Genomic DNA, 19,960 nt, shown 5'->3' on the forward strand with positions numbered 1-19,960 from the left:
AACAATAGTTACGGTATAGTTTAATCTAAATGACAACCTTTGTTGTGTAATCTAGGCTTTATAGTACTTTTTTATTCGTACTGATGTATATCATTTTATAGCCTATTTTCTTTAACTAAATTTACTATAATAAAACATAAGTAATGTCTAAAATTGTCATTTTAGGAGCAGGTATTTCTGGCCATGTTGCAGCTGCACACCTACGTCGAAAATTATCTAAAGAACACGAGGTTGTCGTTGTGTCACCTAACAGTAATTACCAATGGATTCCATCTAATATTTGGGTCGGAATTGGTAGAATGAAATCCGAAAAAATATTATTCCCGTTAGCACCTTTGTACAAAAAGAAAGGAATTGGTTTTAAGCAAGCCAAAGCTGTATCGTTTCACCCTGAAGGCGATAGTACTGAACAAAAACCTTATGTCTTATCAGAATATGTTGTAGGCGATAACAAAGGAAAACAGGAAAAAGTAACCTACGATTATTTGATTAACGCCACAGGTCCAAAGCTAAATTTTGAAGCTACAGAAGGTTTAATTCCAGGAGAGAATAAAACCTATTCTGTTTGTACGTATACGCATGCAGATCATGCTTGGGAAGGATTGAGTGCTTTGATTGAGGACATGAAGAAAGGTAAAAAGGCGAAAATTTTAATTGGTACTGGTCATGCAAAATCGACTTGTCAAGGTGCGGCTTTTGAATATATTTTAAATGTTGAAGAAGAACTTCAAAAACATAATGTAAGAGATATGGCTGAAATCACTTGGATTGCTAATGAGCATGAGTTGGGTGATTTTGGAATGGATGGTGTGTTGATGAGTTACAACGATATGATTATGAAATCTAGTGAATTGGTCGAAATGATTTTTGAAGATCGAGGCATTAAATGGATTATTGGAGCTGGCGTTAATAAAATAGAAGATGGTATAGCGCATTACGAAACTCTTGATGGGGATTATAAAACTGAATCTTATGATTTTGCGATGTTAATTCCAGCATTTTCAGGACACGGTTTTAAAGCTTATGATAAAAACGAAAATGATATTACTGAAAAACTCTTTAAAGGTTTCATGATTGTGGATGCTGATTATACATCAAAACCATATGAAGAGTGGACCGTTCAAGACTGGCCAGAAACCTATCAGAATCCTAGTTACAAAAACATATTTGCACCAGGTATTGCATTTGCTCCACCACATGCTATTTCTAAACCTCGTAAAAGTAAAAACGGAACAGATATTTCACCAGCGCCACCAAGAACAGGAATGCCATCTGGTATCACTGCAAAATTAGTCGCAGAAAATATTATTGAAACCATTAAAAATGGAAAAACTTCTACAGATCATAAAGGCTCTTTAGGAAATATGGGAGCTGCTTGTATTGCTTCTGCTGGTTTTGGTTTTTGGAAAGGCAGTGGAGTCAGTATTACAACATATCCTATTGTGCCAGATTTTAAGAAATATCCAGATTCTCACGGAAGACATCTAGGTAAAACATTTGGAGCTATTGGTTTGGCTGGTCATTGGCTTAAGTTAATGTTACATTATGCTTTTATTTATAAAGCTAAAATGAGACCATTTTGGTGGTTGATTCCAGAATAAAGTCCTTGTATTTAGTAATTAATAAATTAAGTGTTAAAAAATATATCATGAAAAGAATATCACCAAGAATGCGTTTTAGAATGATGAATCCATTTTTACAGTTTTTCAAGTTTATAATTTTAAGTGTGAAAATTATGGTCATTGTTGCTGGAGGACATGGAGGCACAAGAGAGAAAGTGAAATAAAATTATAAAAAATTAAATGGTAACTGATTTGGTTATCAGTTTTTTTGAGGTTGATTAATAAAAAAGCATTCATATTTAAATGAATGCTTTTTTTAGTCGTATATTATTATAGCGTGGTTGTCATAATAATTCCGAGGTTAAAACTTTTATACCCTTAGCAATCATTTCGATTTTAAGTTGTTTTAAATGCTCATTATCTAGAGCTTTAGATGCATCTTCAATAAAAATACAGTCAAAACCTTCATTAAAAGCATCGATTATAGAAAAATAAACACAGATGTCTGCCGCTAAACCACAAAAATAAACTTGGGAAATTCCCTTTTCCTTTAAGTATCCCGTCAATCCTGTAGACTTTAAATGGCCATTGTCATAAAATGCACTGTAACTATCAATGGTTTTATCGGTTCCTTTTCTAAAAATAGCTTCAAAATTATTGGTATGTAAATCCGGATGAAATGCAGCGCCTTCTGTACCTTGAACACAATGATTTGGCCATAAGGTTTGTGCTTTTCCATATAATTCGATGACATCAAAATTAGATTTTCCTTTATGATTAGTGGCAAAACTCACATGATCGATAGGGTGCCAATCTTGTGTGGCGAGAACTAAATCAAACTTATCTTGAATTTTGTTAATTACTGGTACAATGCTATCCCCTTTGGGTACAGGAAGTGAACCACTCGGCATAAAATCGTTTTGTACATCAATAACTAAGAGTGTTTTCATTAATGGTATGTTTTAAATGAATGTTTAAATATTGGGACTTAAAATCTGTTTTTCGTAATTAAAGCATCACGTTCTACTTTCAGCTTAGAGCTGAGTCCTATTTTATAGATATGTGGATTTTGAAAACGTTTATATTCGTTAGGTAACTGTTCTAATCGCGATTGAGAATATTCAGAGATTTCTGCAACGGTTCTTGTGGGAACGGTTCTTTTACCATCTTTCATCACTTGTTCAAGTAAAGGTTGGTGTTTAAATGCATTTAAGTCTAGACGTTTTGTAATGTCAAATGGATGTTCCATTTTTGAAACTTGTCCTTCAGAATACATGGCAACGGCATCAGCACCATAAAACATGCCGTTATCATCTATCATCCGGTAAACTTGTTTTTTAAAAGGCAATGAGGTTTTAATAATATTTTCAGAAAGTTTAATTCTGGGAGTATTATTAAATTCGGATAATTTGTAGACACCATCTAAGGCCGCATCTGGTTTTCCAGTGACTAAATTGGTGCCTACACCATAAATGTCAATAGGTGCGCCTTGTTCTTTCAAACTTTTAATGACGTATTCATCGAGTTGATTAGACACTACAATTTTCACATAATCTAAGTTAGCATCGTCTAATAGTTGTCTTGTTTTTTTAGATAAGTACGCTAAATCACCACTGTCTAATCGGATGCCTAACAATTTATCACCGCGTTCTTCCATTTCTTTGGCTACCGTAATGGCATGTGGCAATCCAATTTTTAAAGTGTTGTAGGTATCAATTAAAAGCACGCAATTCTCTGGTCGTATTTTGGCAAAGTCTCTAAAGGCTTGCAATTCGTCTTCATAACTTTGTATAAAAGAGTGGGCCATTGTTCCTGTAGAAGGAATATCGTAATCCTCAGCCGCTTTTACGTTACTAGTACTGTCAAAACCACCAATGGCAGCAGCTCTAGAAGCGTAGTAACCACCTGTGGCATGTGCACGACGTAAGCCCATATCTAGTAAAACAGCATCTTTAGCACTGTAGCGTATTCGGCTGGCTTTAGTTGCAATTAAAGTTTGAAAATTAAGAATATTTAGTAAAAAGGTTTCAATAATTTGAGCTTCAATTATATTGGCTTCAACTTGCAATATCGGCCGATTTGGAAACACTACATCACCTTCTTTACATGAATAAATCTGGCCATTAAAGCTAAAATGCTCTAAGTAGTCTAAAAAATCACTTTTAAAACCTTTCGATTTTAAATACGTCATATCCGAAGATGAAAACTTTAGGGTTTCAAGGTGTTTTAAAACATCTTCCAAGCCTGCAAAAATAGAATACCCACCTTTATAAGGATTATGTCTAAAATAATAATCAAAAACGGCACGTCCTTTAGGTTTAGTTTCAAAATACACTTGTGCCATAGTGAGTTGATAAAGGTCTGTATAAGCAGCTGTAATATTCATTAAAGTTTGAATTATATGTTGACAAAATTACTGGATTAATCGACACTAATTTTGTTTAGAATGTTTAAAAAAATAACGAGAATAAATTTAAGAATATTTTGCCATTCATTAAAGGACATTATAGGAAACTTCAGCTTTTATAGCTGATAAAATTTAAAACAAATTAGATCTGTTTTTGTTAAGTAACATTAGTTACCAAGTCGTAAAATAGATCGTCCTATCTTTGTATAGTTGAAGTATCATCATCAGGAAGCGACAAAGCCAATAATGAAGTTAACGTTGGCGTAGTGTTGAAAATTTTGATGTTTCATAGAGATTAAGGGATTATAATATAGACTGATGTGGTTATCAGTTTTTGGTTGGTTATTAAAAAGCATTCATTCTTTAAATGAGTGCTTTTTTTTTGTTAGGTAACATTGGTTACCAAGTACAATTTTTGTTCGCTTTATTTTTGTATCAGAAATACTAAATCTATGAAAAGAGTAACGTTATTAATCTTGTTTTTAGCTTTGTTTTACAATCTTGAAGTTCAAGGTCAGGAGCAGGTCGCTATCACAAAAAGTGAAGTGCTAACTCGAGTTTCAGAGCATAATACGAGTATTAAAATTTCTGAGGAAGACTTTAAACAGGCTAAAGCAGATTTTAAACAAACCAATGCGGTGTTTTTACCAAATATTACGGCGAGTCATACGGCAATGGCAACTACCAATCCGTTAATGGCCTTTGGTTCTAAATTGAATCAGGGAATTCTAACACAAAACGATTTTAGTCCAGCCTTATTAAATGACCCATCTCAGATTGAAAATTATGCTACAAAATTCGAAATTCAACAACCATTAATAAATGTGGATGGTATGTATCAACGAAAAGCGGCTAAATCTAAAATGGAAGCCATGTCTTTAAAGACAGAGCGTACACAAGATTATTTAGCGTTTGAAGTCGAAAAAGCTTACATGCAATTACAATTGGCCTATAAAGCTGTTGCTGTTTTAGAAACAGCACTAGAAGCGGCAAATGCGAATAAAGAATTAGCAGATAATAGCTTAAAACAAGGCTACCTGCAACGTGCAGACGTGTTGAATGTTGAAGTACGTGTTACGGAAGTTCAAAACCAATTACAATCGGCAAAAAGTAATGTGGAAAATGCGTCTAATTACTTATCGTTTTTAATGAATGATGACACCTATGTGATATACATACCAGCCGATGAATTAAAATTAGCAGCTGTTGAAATGGAAGACCGAACAATTTCTGAAAATCGTTCAGATATTAAAGCGATGCAATTATCAACAGAGGCTTATGAAGCCATGAATAAGGCAGATAAAATGGCATTTTTACCACGATTAAATGCTTTTGGAAGTTACGAGTTGTATGACAATCAAATTTTTCAAGCCGATGCTAGTGGGTATGTCTTTGGAGCGCAATTAAGTTGGGATATTTTTCAGGGCTCTAAGCGTTTTGGGAAAGCACAAAAGAGTAAATCTGAATACGAAAAATCAAAGTTAGAGTACAAACAATATGTATCTCAAAGTAATTTAGAATTAAATAAAGCCAAACGTGCTTTTATTGATGCTGAAAACAAATTGAAATTAAACAGTTTAGCCTTGGAGCAATCGGAAGAATCTCTAAGAATTAGAACGAACAGATTTAAAGAAGGTTTAGAAAAAACATCCGATTTACTAATCGCAGAAACCCAATTTGCAAAAAAGCAATTAGAATATTACCAAACCATTTTTGAATATAATTACGCACAAGCTTACGTACAATTTTTAACAAAGGAATAAAACCTCTCGACTGCGCTCGAGGAGACAGAATGTTGTCCGGTCGAGCGCAGTCGAGACCTAATTAATAAACAAATCATAAAATGAAAAAATATATTTACTTACTAACACTTACAGTAACAGCATTTTTTGTAACAAGCTGCGGGAGTGAAGACAAAAAAGCTGTTGAAGACAATTCGCCAGCCATCGTTGTAAAAACAAGTGACGTTGAAACGAATAGCAACAGTCCATTTTTAGCGGTTAGTGGAAAAATTCAAGCCGCAAACAGTGCCGATTTAAGCACACGAATGATGGGTTACGTTAACAAAGTACACGTTAATGTTGGAGATAGAGTACGAAAAGGACAATTATTAGTATCCATTAATAATGCCGATTTACAGGCTAAACGAGCACAAGTAAATGCTGGCATCACAGAAGCAACTGCCGCTTTTAACAATGCGCAAAAAGATTACAATCGTTTTAAAAACTTGTTTGCAGAGAATAGTGCATCCCAAAAAGAAATGGATGATATGACGGCAAATTTTGAAATGGCAAAAGCACGATTAGAATCGGCTAACCAAATGAAAAATGAAGTCAATGCACAATTTACGTACAGTAATATTACAGCACCTTTCAGTGGAACGATTACAAGTAAAAATGTAGAAGCAGGAAATATGGCAAATCCAGGAGTGCCATTAATAAGTATAGAAACGCCAGGTACTTTTGAAGTGATGGCTATGGTTCCAGAAACTGAAATTTCTGAAATAAAAAATGGGACAAATGTTGATGTTTTAGTAAAATCAATTAATCAAACCATAAAAGGAAAAGTGTCTGAATTAAGTACTTCTGCTAAAAACACAGGTGGACAATATTTAGTAAAAATTGATTTAGATAAAACAGATGCAAATATCTTGTCTGGTATGTTTACAACAGTTCAATTTCCAGTAGAAAGAAAAGCAAAATCAGCTATGGTTTTAGTGCCAACGGAAGCCTTGGTAACAAACGGTCAATTGTCTGGAGTTTATACACCAAGCGAAAGTAATACAGCACTATTACGTTGGTTGCGTTTAGGAAGAACTTTTGGAGACCAAGTAGAAGTATTGTCAGGTTTAAATGCGGATGAAGCGTATATCGTTTCAGCCGAAGGGAAATTATACAATGGAGCGAAAATAAGTGTGCAGTAGGCAGTATTCACTAAATAGTCTCAGTCACATTTTTCAGTATCCTGCAAGGCGAAGAGTTGAATTTATTTCAGCATCTAAAAACCTTATAGGTATTAAAAAGTAACGCTCAAAATAATATAAAATGGAGATTCCCACTTTCGTGGGAATGAAAAAAATAAATCAATGAAAGAAGGTATCGCAGGAAAAATTGCCAAAGTCTTTATGCAATCTAAGTTAACGGTGTTGTTAATGATTGTATTTATGGTGGTTGGTGTATATAGTTCGTTTTTAATTCCGCGTGAGGAAGAGCCACAAATTGACGTGCCAATGGCAGATATTTTTGTTGGTTATCCAGGAGCAAGTCCAACGGAAGTGGAGTCGCGCGTGATTAAGCCATTAGAGCAATTAATTTCGAATATTAAAGGTGTGGAATACGTGTATTCGACGTCTATGAAAGAGCAAGGTATGGTGATCGTTCAGTTTTATGTGGGCGAAGATATTGAGCGTTCGTTTGTAAAATTATACAACGAAATCAATAAGCACATGGACCAAATGCCAGCTGGTGTTACGTTTCCTTTAGTGAAAACGAGAGCTATTGACGATGTGCCAATGCTTGGTTTAACGTTGTGGAGCGAGAATTACGACGATTACCAATTAAGCCAAATGGCGCTAGAGTTGGAAGCCGAAATTAAAAAGGTTAATGATGTCTCTACAACACATAAAATTGGAGGAAGGGACCGTCAGTTACGTGTGGTTTTAGATAAAGATAAATTAGCGGCAAGTGGATTAGATTTCTTGTCCGTTTCTGAAATGATAAAGGCAAACAACAGCCAATTAAGTGCTGGAAGTTTCGATAAAAGCGATACAGAATTCCTTGTGAATACTGGGGCGTTTTTAGAATCTGTAACAGATGTTGAAAATTTAGTGGTTGGTGTGCAGCAAAATCAGCCGATTTATTTGAAGCAAGTGGCTAAGATTATTGATGGTCCAGAAGTACCACAGAATTACGTGAGTTTAGGTTTTGGAGCAGGAAGTGAAAAGTCTGCAGATTATAAGTCAGAGTATCCTGCTGTGACTATTTCGGTTGCTAAAAGAAAAGGAGCTGATGCGATGAAAATTGCTGAAGTTATTATAGATAAGGTTGACCATTTACGTGCGACTTTAATTCCAGATGATGTACAAGTGGAAATCACAAGAAACTACGGAGAAACAGCATCACATAAAGTATCAGAATTATTGTTACACCTTATTGGGTCTATTGTTGCGGTTACCATAGTTGTGATGTTAGCGATGGGCTGGCGAGGTGGATTGGTCGTGTTTTTATCGGTTCCAATTACGTTTGCCTTAACCTTGTTGAGTTATTATATGATGGATTACACACTAAACCGAATTACATTATTCGCTTTAGTATTTGTAACAGGAATTGTGGTCGATGACTCGATTATTATAGCTGAAAATATGCATCGACATTTCAAAATGAAACGTTTGCCTTTTAAACAAGCGGCTTTATATGCGATTAATGAAGTTGGAAACCCAACTATTTTGGCCACGTTCACAGTAATTGCTTCGGTATTACCAATGGCTTTTGTGTCTGGATTAATGGGGCCTTATATGGCACCAATGCCAATTGGAGCGTCTATTGCTATGATTTTATCCTTATTTGTAGCCTTAACGATTACACCTTATTTAGGTTATATTTTCTTGAGAGAAAAAGATAAAAAGGGTGCTGAAGAAAAACCAGAAAAAGCAATAGAAGATACGCGTATCTATAAGATCTATAATAAGTTTGAAAGACCTCTTTTAGAAAATAGTGGTAAACGTTGGTTGTTTTTACTAGGAACTTTTGCCGTATTACTTGGCACGTTTGCTTTGTTTTTTACCAATTCGGTAGCTGTAAAAATGTTGCCATTTGATAACAAGAATGAATTTCAAGTTGTCATTGATATGCCTGAAGGCACAACGCTAGAACGGACTGGAGTTGTAGCGCAAGAGATTTCACAGTATTTATCTACACGACCAGAAGTGGTTAATTATCAAAACTATGTTGGAACTTCTGCACCAATAACCTTTAATGGTTTAGTTCGTCATTACGATTTACGTGGTGGATCTAATATGGCAGATATTCAAGTGAATTTATTAGCTAAAGATGATCGTTCATTACAAAGTCATGATATCGCTAAATTACTACGACCAGATATTCAGAAGATTGCTTCAAAGTATAATGCCAATGTGAAGTTGGTAGAAGTGCCACCAGGACCACCTGTATTATCGACTATTGTTGCCGAAGTTTATGGACCTGATTACGATGAGCAGATGAAGATTGCAAATCATATTCAAAATATACTTAGAGATACAGACGATGTGGTAGATGTCGATTGGATGGTTGAAGATGATCAAATTGAATATCAGTTTGACATCAATAAAGAAAAAGCCATGTTATATGGTGTTGCACCACAGCAAATTGCTTACACCATGAATATGGCATTGTCTAACAGAGCTGTTACACATTTGTATGATGAAGATGCTGTTAACCAGATTGGTTTAGTATTAGCTTTAGATGAAAAGGAAAAATCGACAATTACAGATATTTCACAATTAAAAGTAAAATCGAAACAAGGCAATATGGTGCCAATTGCAGATTTGGTAGCTATTAGTGAAACTACCGCAGCAAAGAGTATCTATCGTAAAAATCAAAAACGCGTCGTTCATGTTTTGGCCGATATGGCTGGTGAACTGGAAAGTCCTGCATATGCGATTTTAGGCATGGAAGATAAATTAAAAGAGATTCCATTGCCAGTAGGCTACGAGATTAACGAAATGTATTTAGGTCAACCAGAATTTGAAGATGATTACACCGTAAAATGGGATGGTGAATGGCAAATTACATTAGAAGTCTTTAGAGATTTAGGAATTGCTTTCTTAGGAGCTATTATCTTAATTTATATCTTAATTGTAGGTTGGTTCCAGAACTTTAAAGCGCCAATCGTTATGATGGTTGCGATTCCATTATCCTTAATCGGAATTATTCTAGGACACTGGCTAATGGGAGCATTCTTTACAGCAACATCATTTATTGGTATGATTGCTTTAGCTGGAATTATGGTACGAAATTCGGTATTGCTTATCGACTTTATCAACCTAAGAACAGCAGAAGGAGTGCCACTAAAACAAGCAGCTATTGAAGCAGGAGCCGTAAGAACAACACCTATTTTATTAACCGCAGGAACGGTTGTTATTGGAGCATTTGTGATATTATTTGACCCTATTTTCCAAGGTTTAGCCATCTCTTTAATGGGCGGAACGATTGTGTCAACAGTATTAACTCTATTAGTTGTGCCATTGGTGTATTACATGATAGAGAAGAAGAATTATAAGTAATATGTCTGGTCGAGCGCAGTCGAGACCTTTCAATTAATAAGGAATTTTAAATGGTTCTCGACTGCGCTCGAACGGACAAAAAAACAAAAACATATGAAATTAGTCATAGTAACAGCAGTAGAAGAATTTCAAAACGATGTTTTGAAACTTTTCAAAAAAGCAAATATCGAAAACTTTAGTAGTTCTGAAATTGATGGATATAAGAATGGTTCATCTGTATTAATGACTTCAAGTTGGTTTGCAGGTCAAAAATCGGGTAATGAGTCCAGTTTGTTTTTCTCATTTACGGAGGAAGAAAACATTGACACTTTATTCGATGTTATAACAGAATTTAATTCAAATTTAGAAACTAACAATCCTATAAAAGTGGTTGTAGTTCCTATTGAAAGATGTATATAAATAATCAAACCTACAAGACAAGTGCTGAACTCGATTCAGTATCTAAAACCTTGCAGGACAATAATCGAAATTAAAAAATTAAAAAAATGTTAAATACATATTTTAGAGTTATAGTTGGTACAATGGTACTATTGAGTGTCGTATTAACCGTTTACGTTAACCCAAATTGGATGTGGTTTACGGTTTTTATTGGAGTTAACTTAATACAATCGGCATTTACAAAATGGTGTTTGTTAGAAACTATTTTAGTAAAGTTGGGTGTAAAGAAAGAAGGAGGAAGTTGTTCTTCTTGTTAATATTTGAATCGATTAATTGTCCCCCCGAGGGGACTTTAGGGGTGTTTTAATTGAATTGTTAGGAGTAATGGTTTAAGAGAATTATCTAAAAAACTGTAACAATTTTAATCAATTTGCGTCCTATAAGTGTAAAATCATTAATCATGGAATCAAATTATCACACGCTTAAACGTTCGGACAATCAATTAATTGTCCTTACACACTTATCACAATTATTAACTTATGTTACAGGTTTTGGAGGTCTTATTACACCATTAATTATTTGGGCAACACAAAAGGAACAGGTTGATGGAATGGATGCTCATGGAAAATCTATTGTAAATTTTCAATTAAGCATGCTTATTTATACAATAATCAGTATTCCTTTGATTATAGTTGTTGGTTTGGGTATTGTAACGTTAGTATTAATCGGAATTTTAGCCTTTGTAATGCCAATTGTAAACGCCATAAAAGCTAGTAATGGAGAATTACCTTCTTATCCATTGTCTATTAATTTTATTAGTTAGGAATTAAATAATGGAAATTAAAAAGCTTTGCCAATTGGTGAGGCTTTTTTTTGTTTAGAAAAAAAAATCCTTATTACAGAAAAAATCAAAATGAGATATTATAATTATATCTTAAGTTTGTTTTTTCCTTGTATATGCCTGTAAATTTTAGAAATATTATATTTTTAATACTACTTTTTTTATATGAAGTGGTAGTCGCTCAAGATCCTGTTTTTGAGCATCTCGCAAATATCTCTAATCTGCCAGATGTTGAGTTTTATGATATTTTAGAAGACCACAACCACTATATTTGGTTTGCGGCAGATAAAGGTTTGTTTAGATATGATGGTAATACCTACCAGCGTTACGGTCACCCAAATCAAAAAGCAAATTCATTATTTCAATTAAAGGAAGATAATGATGGTAAGCTGTGGTGTAATAACATATATGGTCAACTGTTTTATGCAGAAAATGACCAATTACACTTGTTTCTAGATGCAAGTCAATTAGTAAAAGGGCAATTAGCAGCGTACACTATTTTAGAAAATGATATCCGCTTGTTTACTATAACAGGCATCTATGATGTTAATAAATCTACAAAAAAAATCACCAAGATTTTTGAAGGTCTATGCATAAGTAATGCTAATAGTCGCGATAGTAATTATGTATTTACAATTAATGAGGAGGCAGGCTTAAATAAAAATAGTATTTATAAAATAGAAGGTGATCATAGGATTAAAATATTCGATATTGAAAGTTTAGGACTTATACAGTCTCCTAAATTATTCGCTTTTAAAAATGAAGTATTTTTTACTTACAAAAGTGATGATAAGAACATAATTTATCTTACAAATAGGGTTGATAATTCAGTAGTAAAACTTGAAACTCCACCTCAATTAAATAATAAAATTCTATATAACCTCATAAGTTTTGACAACGATTATTGGTTTTTAACCACTGCAGGTGTTTTTGTTTATGAGTTTAAAGATCAGGTTTTTAGTCTGAAAGAACAACTTTTTAATACAGAGTCTATTACGGACGTTGAGATAGATTATAATAATAATTATTGGTTTGCGACCTTGGATAATGGAGTCTTTGTATCTCCAAATTTAAATATTAGGCGTGCAGACTTGGCATCTACAAAGTCTAAAATTACGGCATCTTGCGCTTTACAAGATAATCAATATGTATTAGGTACAAACGATGGTAAACTTTTGTTTTATGACAAGCTTCAACGTTTTAAAACATTGCAATTGCCTGGAGAGAAAATAATAGGTAATCTATTTCACGATGCCCAACAACAGCGATTAATTGTAAGTATTAATGCTTCCGAATCTTTTGTAGTTAATTTGAAAAATAACAAAATTACAGATGCCATCAACAAATTTTCAGTAGCTAAAACTATTTCAAAATTAAACGATACCTTATTGTTTTATGGTAATTATAAAGAAGGTATAGTATATAATAATCCTTATAATTCAAAAGAAAAAAAGAGCTTGCGTTCTAGTCGTGTTAAGGCTTCAGTGGTGGATAATGACAAACTTTTTGTATCCTATATTGATGGCTTGTTTCAATATGATTTAAATAGCTTTTCTTCAAAAGGCATACAGTTTAAAGGACATAATTTGTTGGTTAATGCAATGAGTACATCAAACAAAGCAATTTGGCTTGCTACTCAGCATAATGGCTTAATGAAGTTTGAGAATAATACTTTAATGCAACCTTCGGCTAATTTATTTAAGAATTTACAAATAAATACGCTAAAATCTGATGGTGATTTCCTGTGGATTTCAACGGATTCTGGACTGTATCAATATAATACAATAACTAAAACTTCAAGATTTTTAAATGAGCAAGATGGGTTAAATACGGCTATAAATGACTTTCTTGTTCTTAAAGATGTTATTATTCTTAGTTTACCGCAATCCCTTTATGCACTGCCAAAAGGAGAAGGTCTATTTAAGAATTTTAAAACTTCTAAAGTTGAGGTTAAAGCTGTACACATTAACGATCGTGATACATTGGTGCAGTCTTATTATAAACTGCCTTATGACTTAAATAAAATTACCTTGGAGTTTAATTCTAATGGCTTTCAAACCAATAAGAACGTTAAATATCAATATCGCGTACAGCAATTAGATACTGCTTGGCAAAACATACCACTAAATACAAATGTGGTTAATTTTAATAGTTTGGCAAGCGGAACTTATAACGTAGAATTAAAAGCAAAAAATATAAGTGCAGAAAAGGCTGTTTTTGCGACTCCGATGACCTTTGTGATTACCAAACCCTTTTGGGAAACATGGTGGTTTTATGCAATTATTTTATTTGTGATCTTTGGTTTAATTTGGTTGTATTTCAAATGGCGTTTAAAACAAAAAGAAGAACAACGTATTAGCGAAATTGATAAAATTTTAATCGATAAAAAAATTACCAATTTAAGATTAGAAAATCTGCGTTCGCAAATGAATCCGCATTTTATTTTCAATGCTTTAAATTCCATTCAAGATTATATTGTATCGAATGAAAAAGAATTAGCAAGCTCGTATTTAGTAAAGTTTAGTCGATTAATACGAATGTATTTAGATTACAGTCAGCAAAATGAAATCACTCTTCAAGAAGAATTAAATGCTTTAAAATTGTATTTAGAATTAGAGAAAGTACGTTTTGAAGAGGAGTTAGAATATCAAATTCATATAGATCATCAACTTAAAACGCAACAAATAAAAGTACCATCGTTATTCGTTCAACCCTATGTTGAAAATGCGCTAAAACACGGCTTATTGCATAAACTAAATGACCGACAATTAAAGGTTGAAGCTAAAATTATTGAAAACAATAACTTACAAATTACCATTGAAGATAATGGTATAGGTAGAACACAATCCGAAAAATTAAAACGACCGAACCAACAGCACAAACCTTTTGCTACCAAAGCCAATGAAGAACGGGTTTACCTTTACAAAAACAAATTAAAACGTAATATAACCATTGCTATTGAAGATTTATACGATGAAAATCAAACAGCTTCAGGAACCAAAGTGGTTATAACAATGCCTATATAAAATAGATGAAAGCCATAATTATAGACGACGAAAAACGCGCCAGACATTTATTATCTAAGCTCATAACTGAACTTTGCACAAGCATCTTAAGTATAGATGAAGCGCAGGATTTAGCATCTGGTGTGGACTTAATAAAGTCTTCAAAACCAGATATTGTATTTTTAGATATTGAAATGCCAAATCAATCAGGTTTAGATATTTTAGAATACTTTCCAAATCAGATCAATTTTAAAATCATTTTTGTTACCGCGTATAACCAATATGCAATCGAAGCATTTAAGCGTTCTGCGGTAGATTATCTATTAAAACCCGTCGATACTACTGAATTAAAAGCTGCTGTTGAAAAAGCAAAACAAGCTATTGAGGCTCATAATTTAAATGACCAATTAAATAAATTGCGCGACTCATTAAAGCAATTATCTATAGATAAGATTGCTTTAGAAATTCCTAAAGGAATTATGTTTACGTCTCATAACGACATTGTTTATTTTGAAGCCGATAGCATGTACACCAACGTACAATTAATTGATGGAAAACAAAAAACAATTTGTAAACCCTTAAAGCATTTTGTAGAACAATTAGAAAACAATGCCATGTTTTTTAAATGTCATCGTTCCTATTTAATTAACCTAAAATACGTAGACGAATTGGTGAAAGACGATGGCGACTATTTATTGATGACAAACAAAAAACGAATACCTATTTCTAAATCTAAACGCGATCAGTTTTTAGAAGTCATTAAGGAAACGTTTTTGTGATATTGGTTTAAAAATTCGTTTTCATTTAGAAAAAAAATCCACAACTTTAGAAAAAACGCTATTAAGAATAGTCGTTTAGTCGCTTCTTTTGAGGTCTATTAAACACAATTCTTATGAAAAAAATAATTCTATTATTAGTTTTAGCATTATGCTACAATACATCCAATGCACAATTGGGCAAAATGTTAAAGAAAAAAGCCAAAGCTGCAGTAGAGAAGAAGATGAATAAAAAAGAGGAAACAAGTTCATCTTCAAGATCTGAAAGCTCAACAGGAATGGTTGGTAATACTTCAACTTCTAGTCAAAATTCATCTAAATCTGAATATACTGATGAAGAATTTAAAGCAGAATTAGCTAAAAAATACCCTAACGACCAAGAGAAGCAAGATTTATACTATCAAAAATATCTTGAGAAAAAACAACAAGAAGCCGAAGCTAATAAACCTAAAACAGGCTCTAGTATAAGTGACGACTTTTTATACATGTCTTATCCTTTTGCAATGACTAAAGGCATGAGTGCTGTGGGTGTAGACCGTGTAAAGTTGAGACGCCAAATGACAGATATGGGTGATAATGTAGATGTATTACCTGCACAAGATCCGGAATATTCGTGGTTACGTTTTTTAACAACACCAGAATTAGAAGCCATGTCACCAGAAGGTTATATAGGTTACGAGTTGGTTTCAGGAATGTTTACAACCAAAGTCGGAGCAGACAGATCACAAACGTTAGAGCTTGGTACAGGAATGCCAATACTGGTCAGAGGAATGCTTATTGCAGACGATGTGTTTGTTATTTACGCGGCATCGCATCAAGGTGGTCATGCGTTTAATGTACCATCGTATATGCATCAAAAAGATATTACAATTTTGAATGTCATTGGTAAAGGAGAGCAACAGTTTCATCTAGAATGGCTAGAAAAAGCAAAGCCAATAGTACAAGAATTTGAAGCGACGTTAAAAGCTAATTATGATGCTGCGGCAAAATCGACTAGAGATGCTATAAAAATGCCAAAAGCTGGTAGCATGAATAGCAATACATCATTAATGAGTTTTGCTAAAGAAAATGTGTCTAAAACTATTGCTAAAGATGGCGCTAAATTGTTAAAAATTAATATAGAATCTAACGATTGGAGTGTTGTAAAAAACAAATATACAGGACACATTTTGTACCGTTGGATAAAAGGTGCTTTTACCGAAAAAAATAAAAATAACGAATGCTACTTACAAGGCTTTTTAATTAAGCAACACTACAACGGCTCTGGTTATGGTAGTTCGGAATTTGGTGGCATTATTCATGGTCAAATGCCTTATGGACAAAAAATGAATTGCGAGTAAAAGGAGTTATCGTTTTTATGGTTAATTAAAGTCTGTTTAAAAAAGCAGGCTTTTTTTATGAGCTATAATGTAAGTATAAACTTTAGGTTTCATTTAGAAAGAAAATAGAACTATTCAGAAAAAAGCGAATTGAAAACCTTACGATTGATTGTTATTTTGTAGTCGATTAATCATAAAAAATATTATCAACAATGAAAAAAACATTACTCTTATTTACAGCCTACTTGTGTTTAGGTTTGTTTTCGGCTTTTGCTCAAAACGTAGACATTCCAGACGCTAATTTTAAAACCTATTTATTAGCAGATTCAGCAATAAATACAAATTCAGATTCTGAAATTTCTGTAGCAGAAGCACAAGCGTTTTCGGGTGAGTTATTAATAAATGGCTTGTCAATTTCAGATTTAACAGGTATTGAAGAATTTGTAAATATTACACGTTTAGATTGTTACAGTAATAATTTAACAGCTTTAGATGTTAGTAATAATTTAGCATTAACGCGTTTACACTGTTCTGATAATCAAATAGAAACTTTAGATATTAGTGCAAATCCGTTAATTACAGATATACAATGTCATAACAATGGTGTTTTATATGCATTAAACATTGCCAATGGAAATAACAGCAATATAAATTGGATGAAAGCCTATGGAAATAGTTTATCATGTATTCAAATAGATGCTGGTTTTACGCCACCAGCAGATGAAGGAATATACAGTCAAGGTTGGACCAAAGGGAACTCTGCAATTTATGGTGTCGATTGTGTTGCGCTTAATCAAGAAGTAAACATTCCTGATGCCAATTTTAAAAACTTTTTAGTAAGCGATAACACTATCAATTTAAATGGAGATTCTGAAATAACGCTGGCAGAAGCACAAGCTACAACCGAGTTAATTATGGACGGCATTGGTATTGCAGACTTAACAGGTATTGAAGCTTTTACCAATTTAACGCGTTTAGATGTACCAAATAATAGCCTAACTACTATTGATGTTAGTAACAATTTATCTTTAACACGTTTACATGCTGGTTTCAATAACTTAACAAGTTTAGACATCCGTTTAAATACAAATATTGATGAATTGTTTTGTCATGAAAATAGTGCATTAGAAACGTTGTTAATCTCTAACGGAAATAACAGTAATTTCATCTACATGAAAGCCTATAGTAATGCAAGTTTAACATGTATTCAGGTTGATGCAGGCTTTTCACCGCCAGCAAATAGTGGTCAGTACGCAGTAGGTTGGACTAAAGATGGTCAAACAAGTTATAGCGAAAATTGTATACCAGCAATTTATTATGTAGATGCTAATGCAACAGGAGCCAATGATGGTAGCTCATGGACAAATGCTTTTACAAGCGTAACAGACGCTTTAGCACTCACCAATTTAAATGATGCTGTTTGGGTAGCAAAAGGAACGTATGCCTTAGCAGATAAAAACACGCCAATAGCTGTTAATACAAATGAAGTAGATATTATTGGAGGTTTTTCTGGAACCGAAACTACTTTAGCTGATAGAGACTTAACAGCCATTCATACTACGAATGCAACCATTTTTACTGGTGATATTAATGGTGATGATATTGATGGGGATTTCTCATCGAACAAAACAGATAATGCGGAACGATTATTTGAATTAAGAACAAGCAATGTCACTTTTGATGGTATTATTTTTGAAAACATTTACGACACCTCACAATCTGGAGGAGTAGAAGAAAACGGTGTGATTTTTATACCAAATAGTTTAAATGCTAATAATTTGAAAATTAAAAATTCGGTATTTAGGAATAACTATTCTAATGGCTATTTACTTAAAATTAGAAAATTTAATCAAGGATTACTTATTGAAAACACCAAATTTATTAATAATACCATTGTAAACATGGGATTGGTTTATATACAATCTGATAGTACAAACGGTTATATTTTTACACGTTGGGCAAATGTATTGGTAGCAGATAACGATATTAATCTTTCAGCACTAAATATTTACAGAGAAGATTGGAACAATGGTAATACTTTAGATGTTGTTATTACTAACAGTACGTTTGTTAATAATGATTATAATGGGACTTATGGCAATTCTATTACGGCTTCAGGAAATGGAAAAGTAAACCTAAATGTTAATAATTCTATCTTTTGGCAGAATACTGTTAATGGTGCAGCAGCCACTAGAGATATTTCCGACGGAATGAATTCTACTTACGATGTGTTTATTAAAAATACTATCGCAGCAGTACCTTCAAACGCTGGAACTTACGGAACGTTTTCTACTACTGACCTAACCACTTTAGATCCTGCAACTGATGATTTAAATTTAGATGCCGATTACAAACCAACATCAGCTTCAACTTATATCATAGACCAAGGAGATAATTCATATTATGATGTGGCTTTATTTGGTGATTTGGACTTATCTGGAAACGATAGAGTTTTCAATTCGACTATAGATTTAGGAGCTTATGAGTATAATTCCGCCTTGGGGTTAGATACATTTACTCTGAACACAAATGCAGTAAAACTATACCCGAATCCTGTAAGTGATAAACTATATATTCAATCTACTGAACAGATTGAAAGTGTAGCGATTTACAACATTAATGGGCAATTAGTAAAAGCATCTCACACCGGTAATAACGGTATTGACGTGTCTAATTTGTCTACAGGATTATACCTTATTCAAATGAAAACCGCTTCTTCATCTGTAAACCAAAAGTTCTTTAGAAACTAAAGTTGCGGTTGTGTTAACTTCTTAGCGCTCACTTTTGTGAGCGCTTTTTTTACCAAATCATTCAAAACATATTTAATAATGAAACATTTAAAATTTTATGCGATCGTACTTTTTGCAATGCTTTTAACAGCGTGTTCTTCAGATGATGATAGTTCTGATGCCTATGAAAACCATATTACGGTAGGCGAATCTGTATTTGAAATGCATGCCGTAATTGTAGAGCCTTCACTGAATAGTGTGTTTTTAAGTTTAACCAATAGCTCTGAGGCCGAAATAGTAGCCATTTCTGATGGTACTACATTGAGTCATGTAGATATGTTTACAGCACGAATTAGCTATTTAGATTTAACACCTGGAGTAACTTATGAGTTGTCTGAAATTTCAAGTTTAGAGTTCATTGTAAATGGCTCTATTGTTGATGGTGAATTTGACAACGGAATTAGTCAGTTTTACAAAAGTGGCAGTAATTCAGATTTAGAAGTTACCCATGGCAGTATTAGAATAACGGAATATGATGTCGATGTTATTCGATTGTCGTTTACGTTTACAAGGGCAGATGGTGTTGTGATTTCAGGAGATTACGAAGGTTCTTTTCTTTATATAGATAATAATAATCTTAATTGATAGTGATTATATTAACTA

15 protein-coding genes are annotated in these 19,960 nt (G+C 33.3%); 13 read left to right on the forward strand and 2 right to left on the reverse strand.

The window, feature by feature from the left end; genetic code table 11:
- Positions 1-143: 143 nt before the first annotated feature.
- The gene (locus ITJ86_RS11400; RefSeq protein WP_195871767.1) at positions 144-1,601 is read left to right on the forward strand and encodes an NAD(P)/FAD-dependent oxidoreductase; all 1,458 of its coding nucleotides are present in this window, start codon (positions 144-146) and stop codon (positions 1,599-1,601) included.
- Positions 1,602-1,648: 47 nt separating this feature from the next.
- Positions 1,649-1,786 (forward strand): hypothetical protein, encoded by a 138-nt coding sequence (locus tag ITJ86_RS11405; protein ID WP_195871847.1) that lies wholly within the window; start codon positions 1,649-1,651, stop codon positions 1,784-1,786.
- Between the two features lie 120 nt (positions 1,787-1,906).
- On the opposite strand, the gene pncA is transcribed toward ITJ86_RS11405, so the two are convergent.
- The gene (gene pncA / locus ITJ86_RS11410) at positions 1,907-2,512 is read right to left on the reverse strand and encodes a bifunctional nicotinamidase/pyrazinamidase (RefSeq protein ID WP_195871768.1); all 606 of its coding nucleotides are present in this window, start codon (positions 2,510-2,512) and stop codon (positions 1,907-1,909) included.
- Between the two features lie 38 nt (positions 2,513-2,550).
- Entirely contained in the window at positions 2,551-3,948 is a 1,398-nt protein-coding gene (locus ITJ86_RS11415; RefSeq protein ID WP_195871769.1) for a nicotinate phosphoribosyltransferase, read from the reverse strand.
- Between the two features lie 473 nt (positions 3,949-4,421).
- Between ITJ86_RS11415 and ITJ86_RS11420 the strand changes: the two genes are divergently transcribed.
- The 11 genes from ITJ86_RS11420 (at position 4,422) to ITJ86_RS11470 (ending at position 19,942) form a co-directional block, all read left to right on the forward strand.
- Positions 4,422-5,732 (forward strand): TolC family protein, encoded by a 1,311-nt coding sequence (locus ITJ86_RS11420; protein WP_195871770.1) that lies wholly within the window; start codon positions 4,422-4,424, stop codon positions 5,730-5,732.
- Positions 5,733-5,812: 80 nt separating this feature from the next.
- Entirely contained in the window at positions 5,813-6,892 is a 1,080-nt protein-coding gene (locus ITJ86_RS11425) for an efflux RND transporter periplasmic adaptor subunit (protein WP_195871771.1), read from the forward strand.
- Positions 6,893-7,054: 162 nt separating this feature from the next.
- Complete coding sequence (locus ITJ86_RS11430) at positions 7,055-10,249, forward strand: efflux RND transporter permease subunit (protein WP_195871772.1); 3,195 nt, start codon at positions 7,055-7,057, stop codon at positions 10,247-10,249.
- A gap of 93 nt (positions 10,250-10,342) precedes the next feature.
- The gene (locus ITJ86_RS11435) at positions 10,343-10,648 is read left to right on the forward strand and encodes a hypothetical protein (protein WP_072349326.1); all 306 of its coding nucleotides are present in this window, start codon (positions 10,343-10,345) and stop codon (positions 10,646-10,648) included.
- An 86-nt stretch (positions 10,649-10,734) separates the two neighbouring features.
- On the forward strand, positions 10,735-10,944 hold the full coding sequence (locus ITJ86_RS11440; RefSeq protein ID WP_195871773.1) for a YgaP family membrane protein: 210 nt from the start codon (positions 10,735-10,737) through the stop codon (positions 10,942-10,944).
- Between the two features lie 143 nt (positions 10,945-11,087).
- The gene (locus ITJ86_RS11445; protein ID WP_195871774.1) at positions 11,088-11,450 is read left to right on the forward strand and encodes a DUF4870 domain-containing protein; all 363 of its coding nucleotides are present in this window, start codon (positions 11,088-11,090) and stop codon (positions 11,448-11,450) included.
- A 134-nt stretch (positions 11,451-11,584) separates the two neighbouring features.
- Positions 11,585-14,494: a sensor histidine kinase gene (locus ITJ86_RS11450; RefSeq protein WP_195871775.1), complete on the forward strand. Its 2,910-nt coding sequence runs from the start codon at positions 11,585-11,587 to the stop codon at positions 14,492-14,494.
- 5 nt (positions 14,495-14,499) lie between these two features.
- Entirely contained in the window at positions 14,500-15,252 is a 753-nt protein-coding gene (locus ITJ86_RS11455) for a LytR/AlgR family response regulator transcription factor (RefSeq protein ID WP_195871776.1), read from the forward strand.
- Positions 15,253-15,365: 113 nt separating this feature from the next.
- Positions 15,366-16,589, forward strand: a complete 1,224-nt coding sequence (locus tag ITJ86_RS11460; protein ID WP_195871777.1) for a hypothetical protein — start codon at positions 15,366-15,368, stop codon at positions 16,587-16,589.
- 191 nt (positions 16,590-16,780) lie between these two features.
- Positions 16,781-19,318, forward strand: a complete 2,538-nt coding sequence (locus tag ITJ86_RS11465) for a T9SS type A sorting domain-containing protein (protein ID WP_195871778.1) — start codon at positions 16,781-16,783, stop codon at positions 19,316-19,318.
- Between the two features lie 78 nt (positions 19,319-19,396).
- Positions 19,397-19,942: a hypothetical protein gene (locus ITJ86_RS11470; RefSeq protein ID WP_195871779.1), complete on the forward strand. Its 546-nt coding sequence runs from the start codon at positions 19,397-19,399 to the stop codon at positions 19,940-19,942.
- The last annotated feature ends 18 nt before the right edge of the window (positions 19,943-19,960 follow it).

The organism is Winogradskyella marina (genome assembly GCF_015645385.1).
In the GTDB taxonomy this organism is placed as follows: domain Bacteria; phylum Bacteroidota; class Bacteroidia; order Flavobacteriales; family Flavobacteriaceae; genus Winogradskyella; species Winogradskyella marina.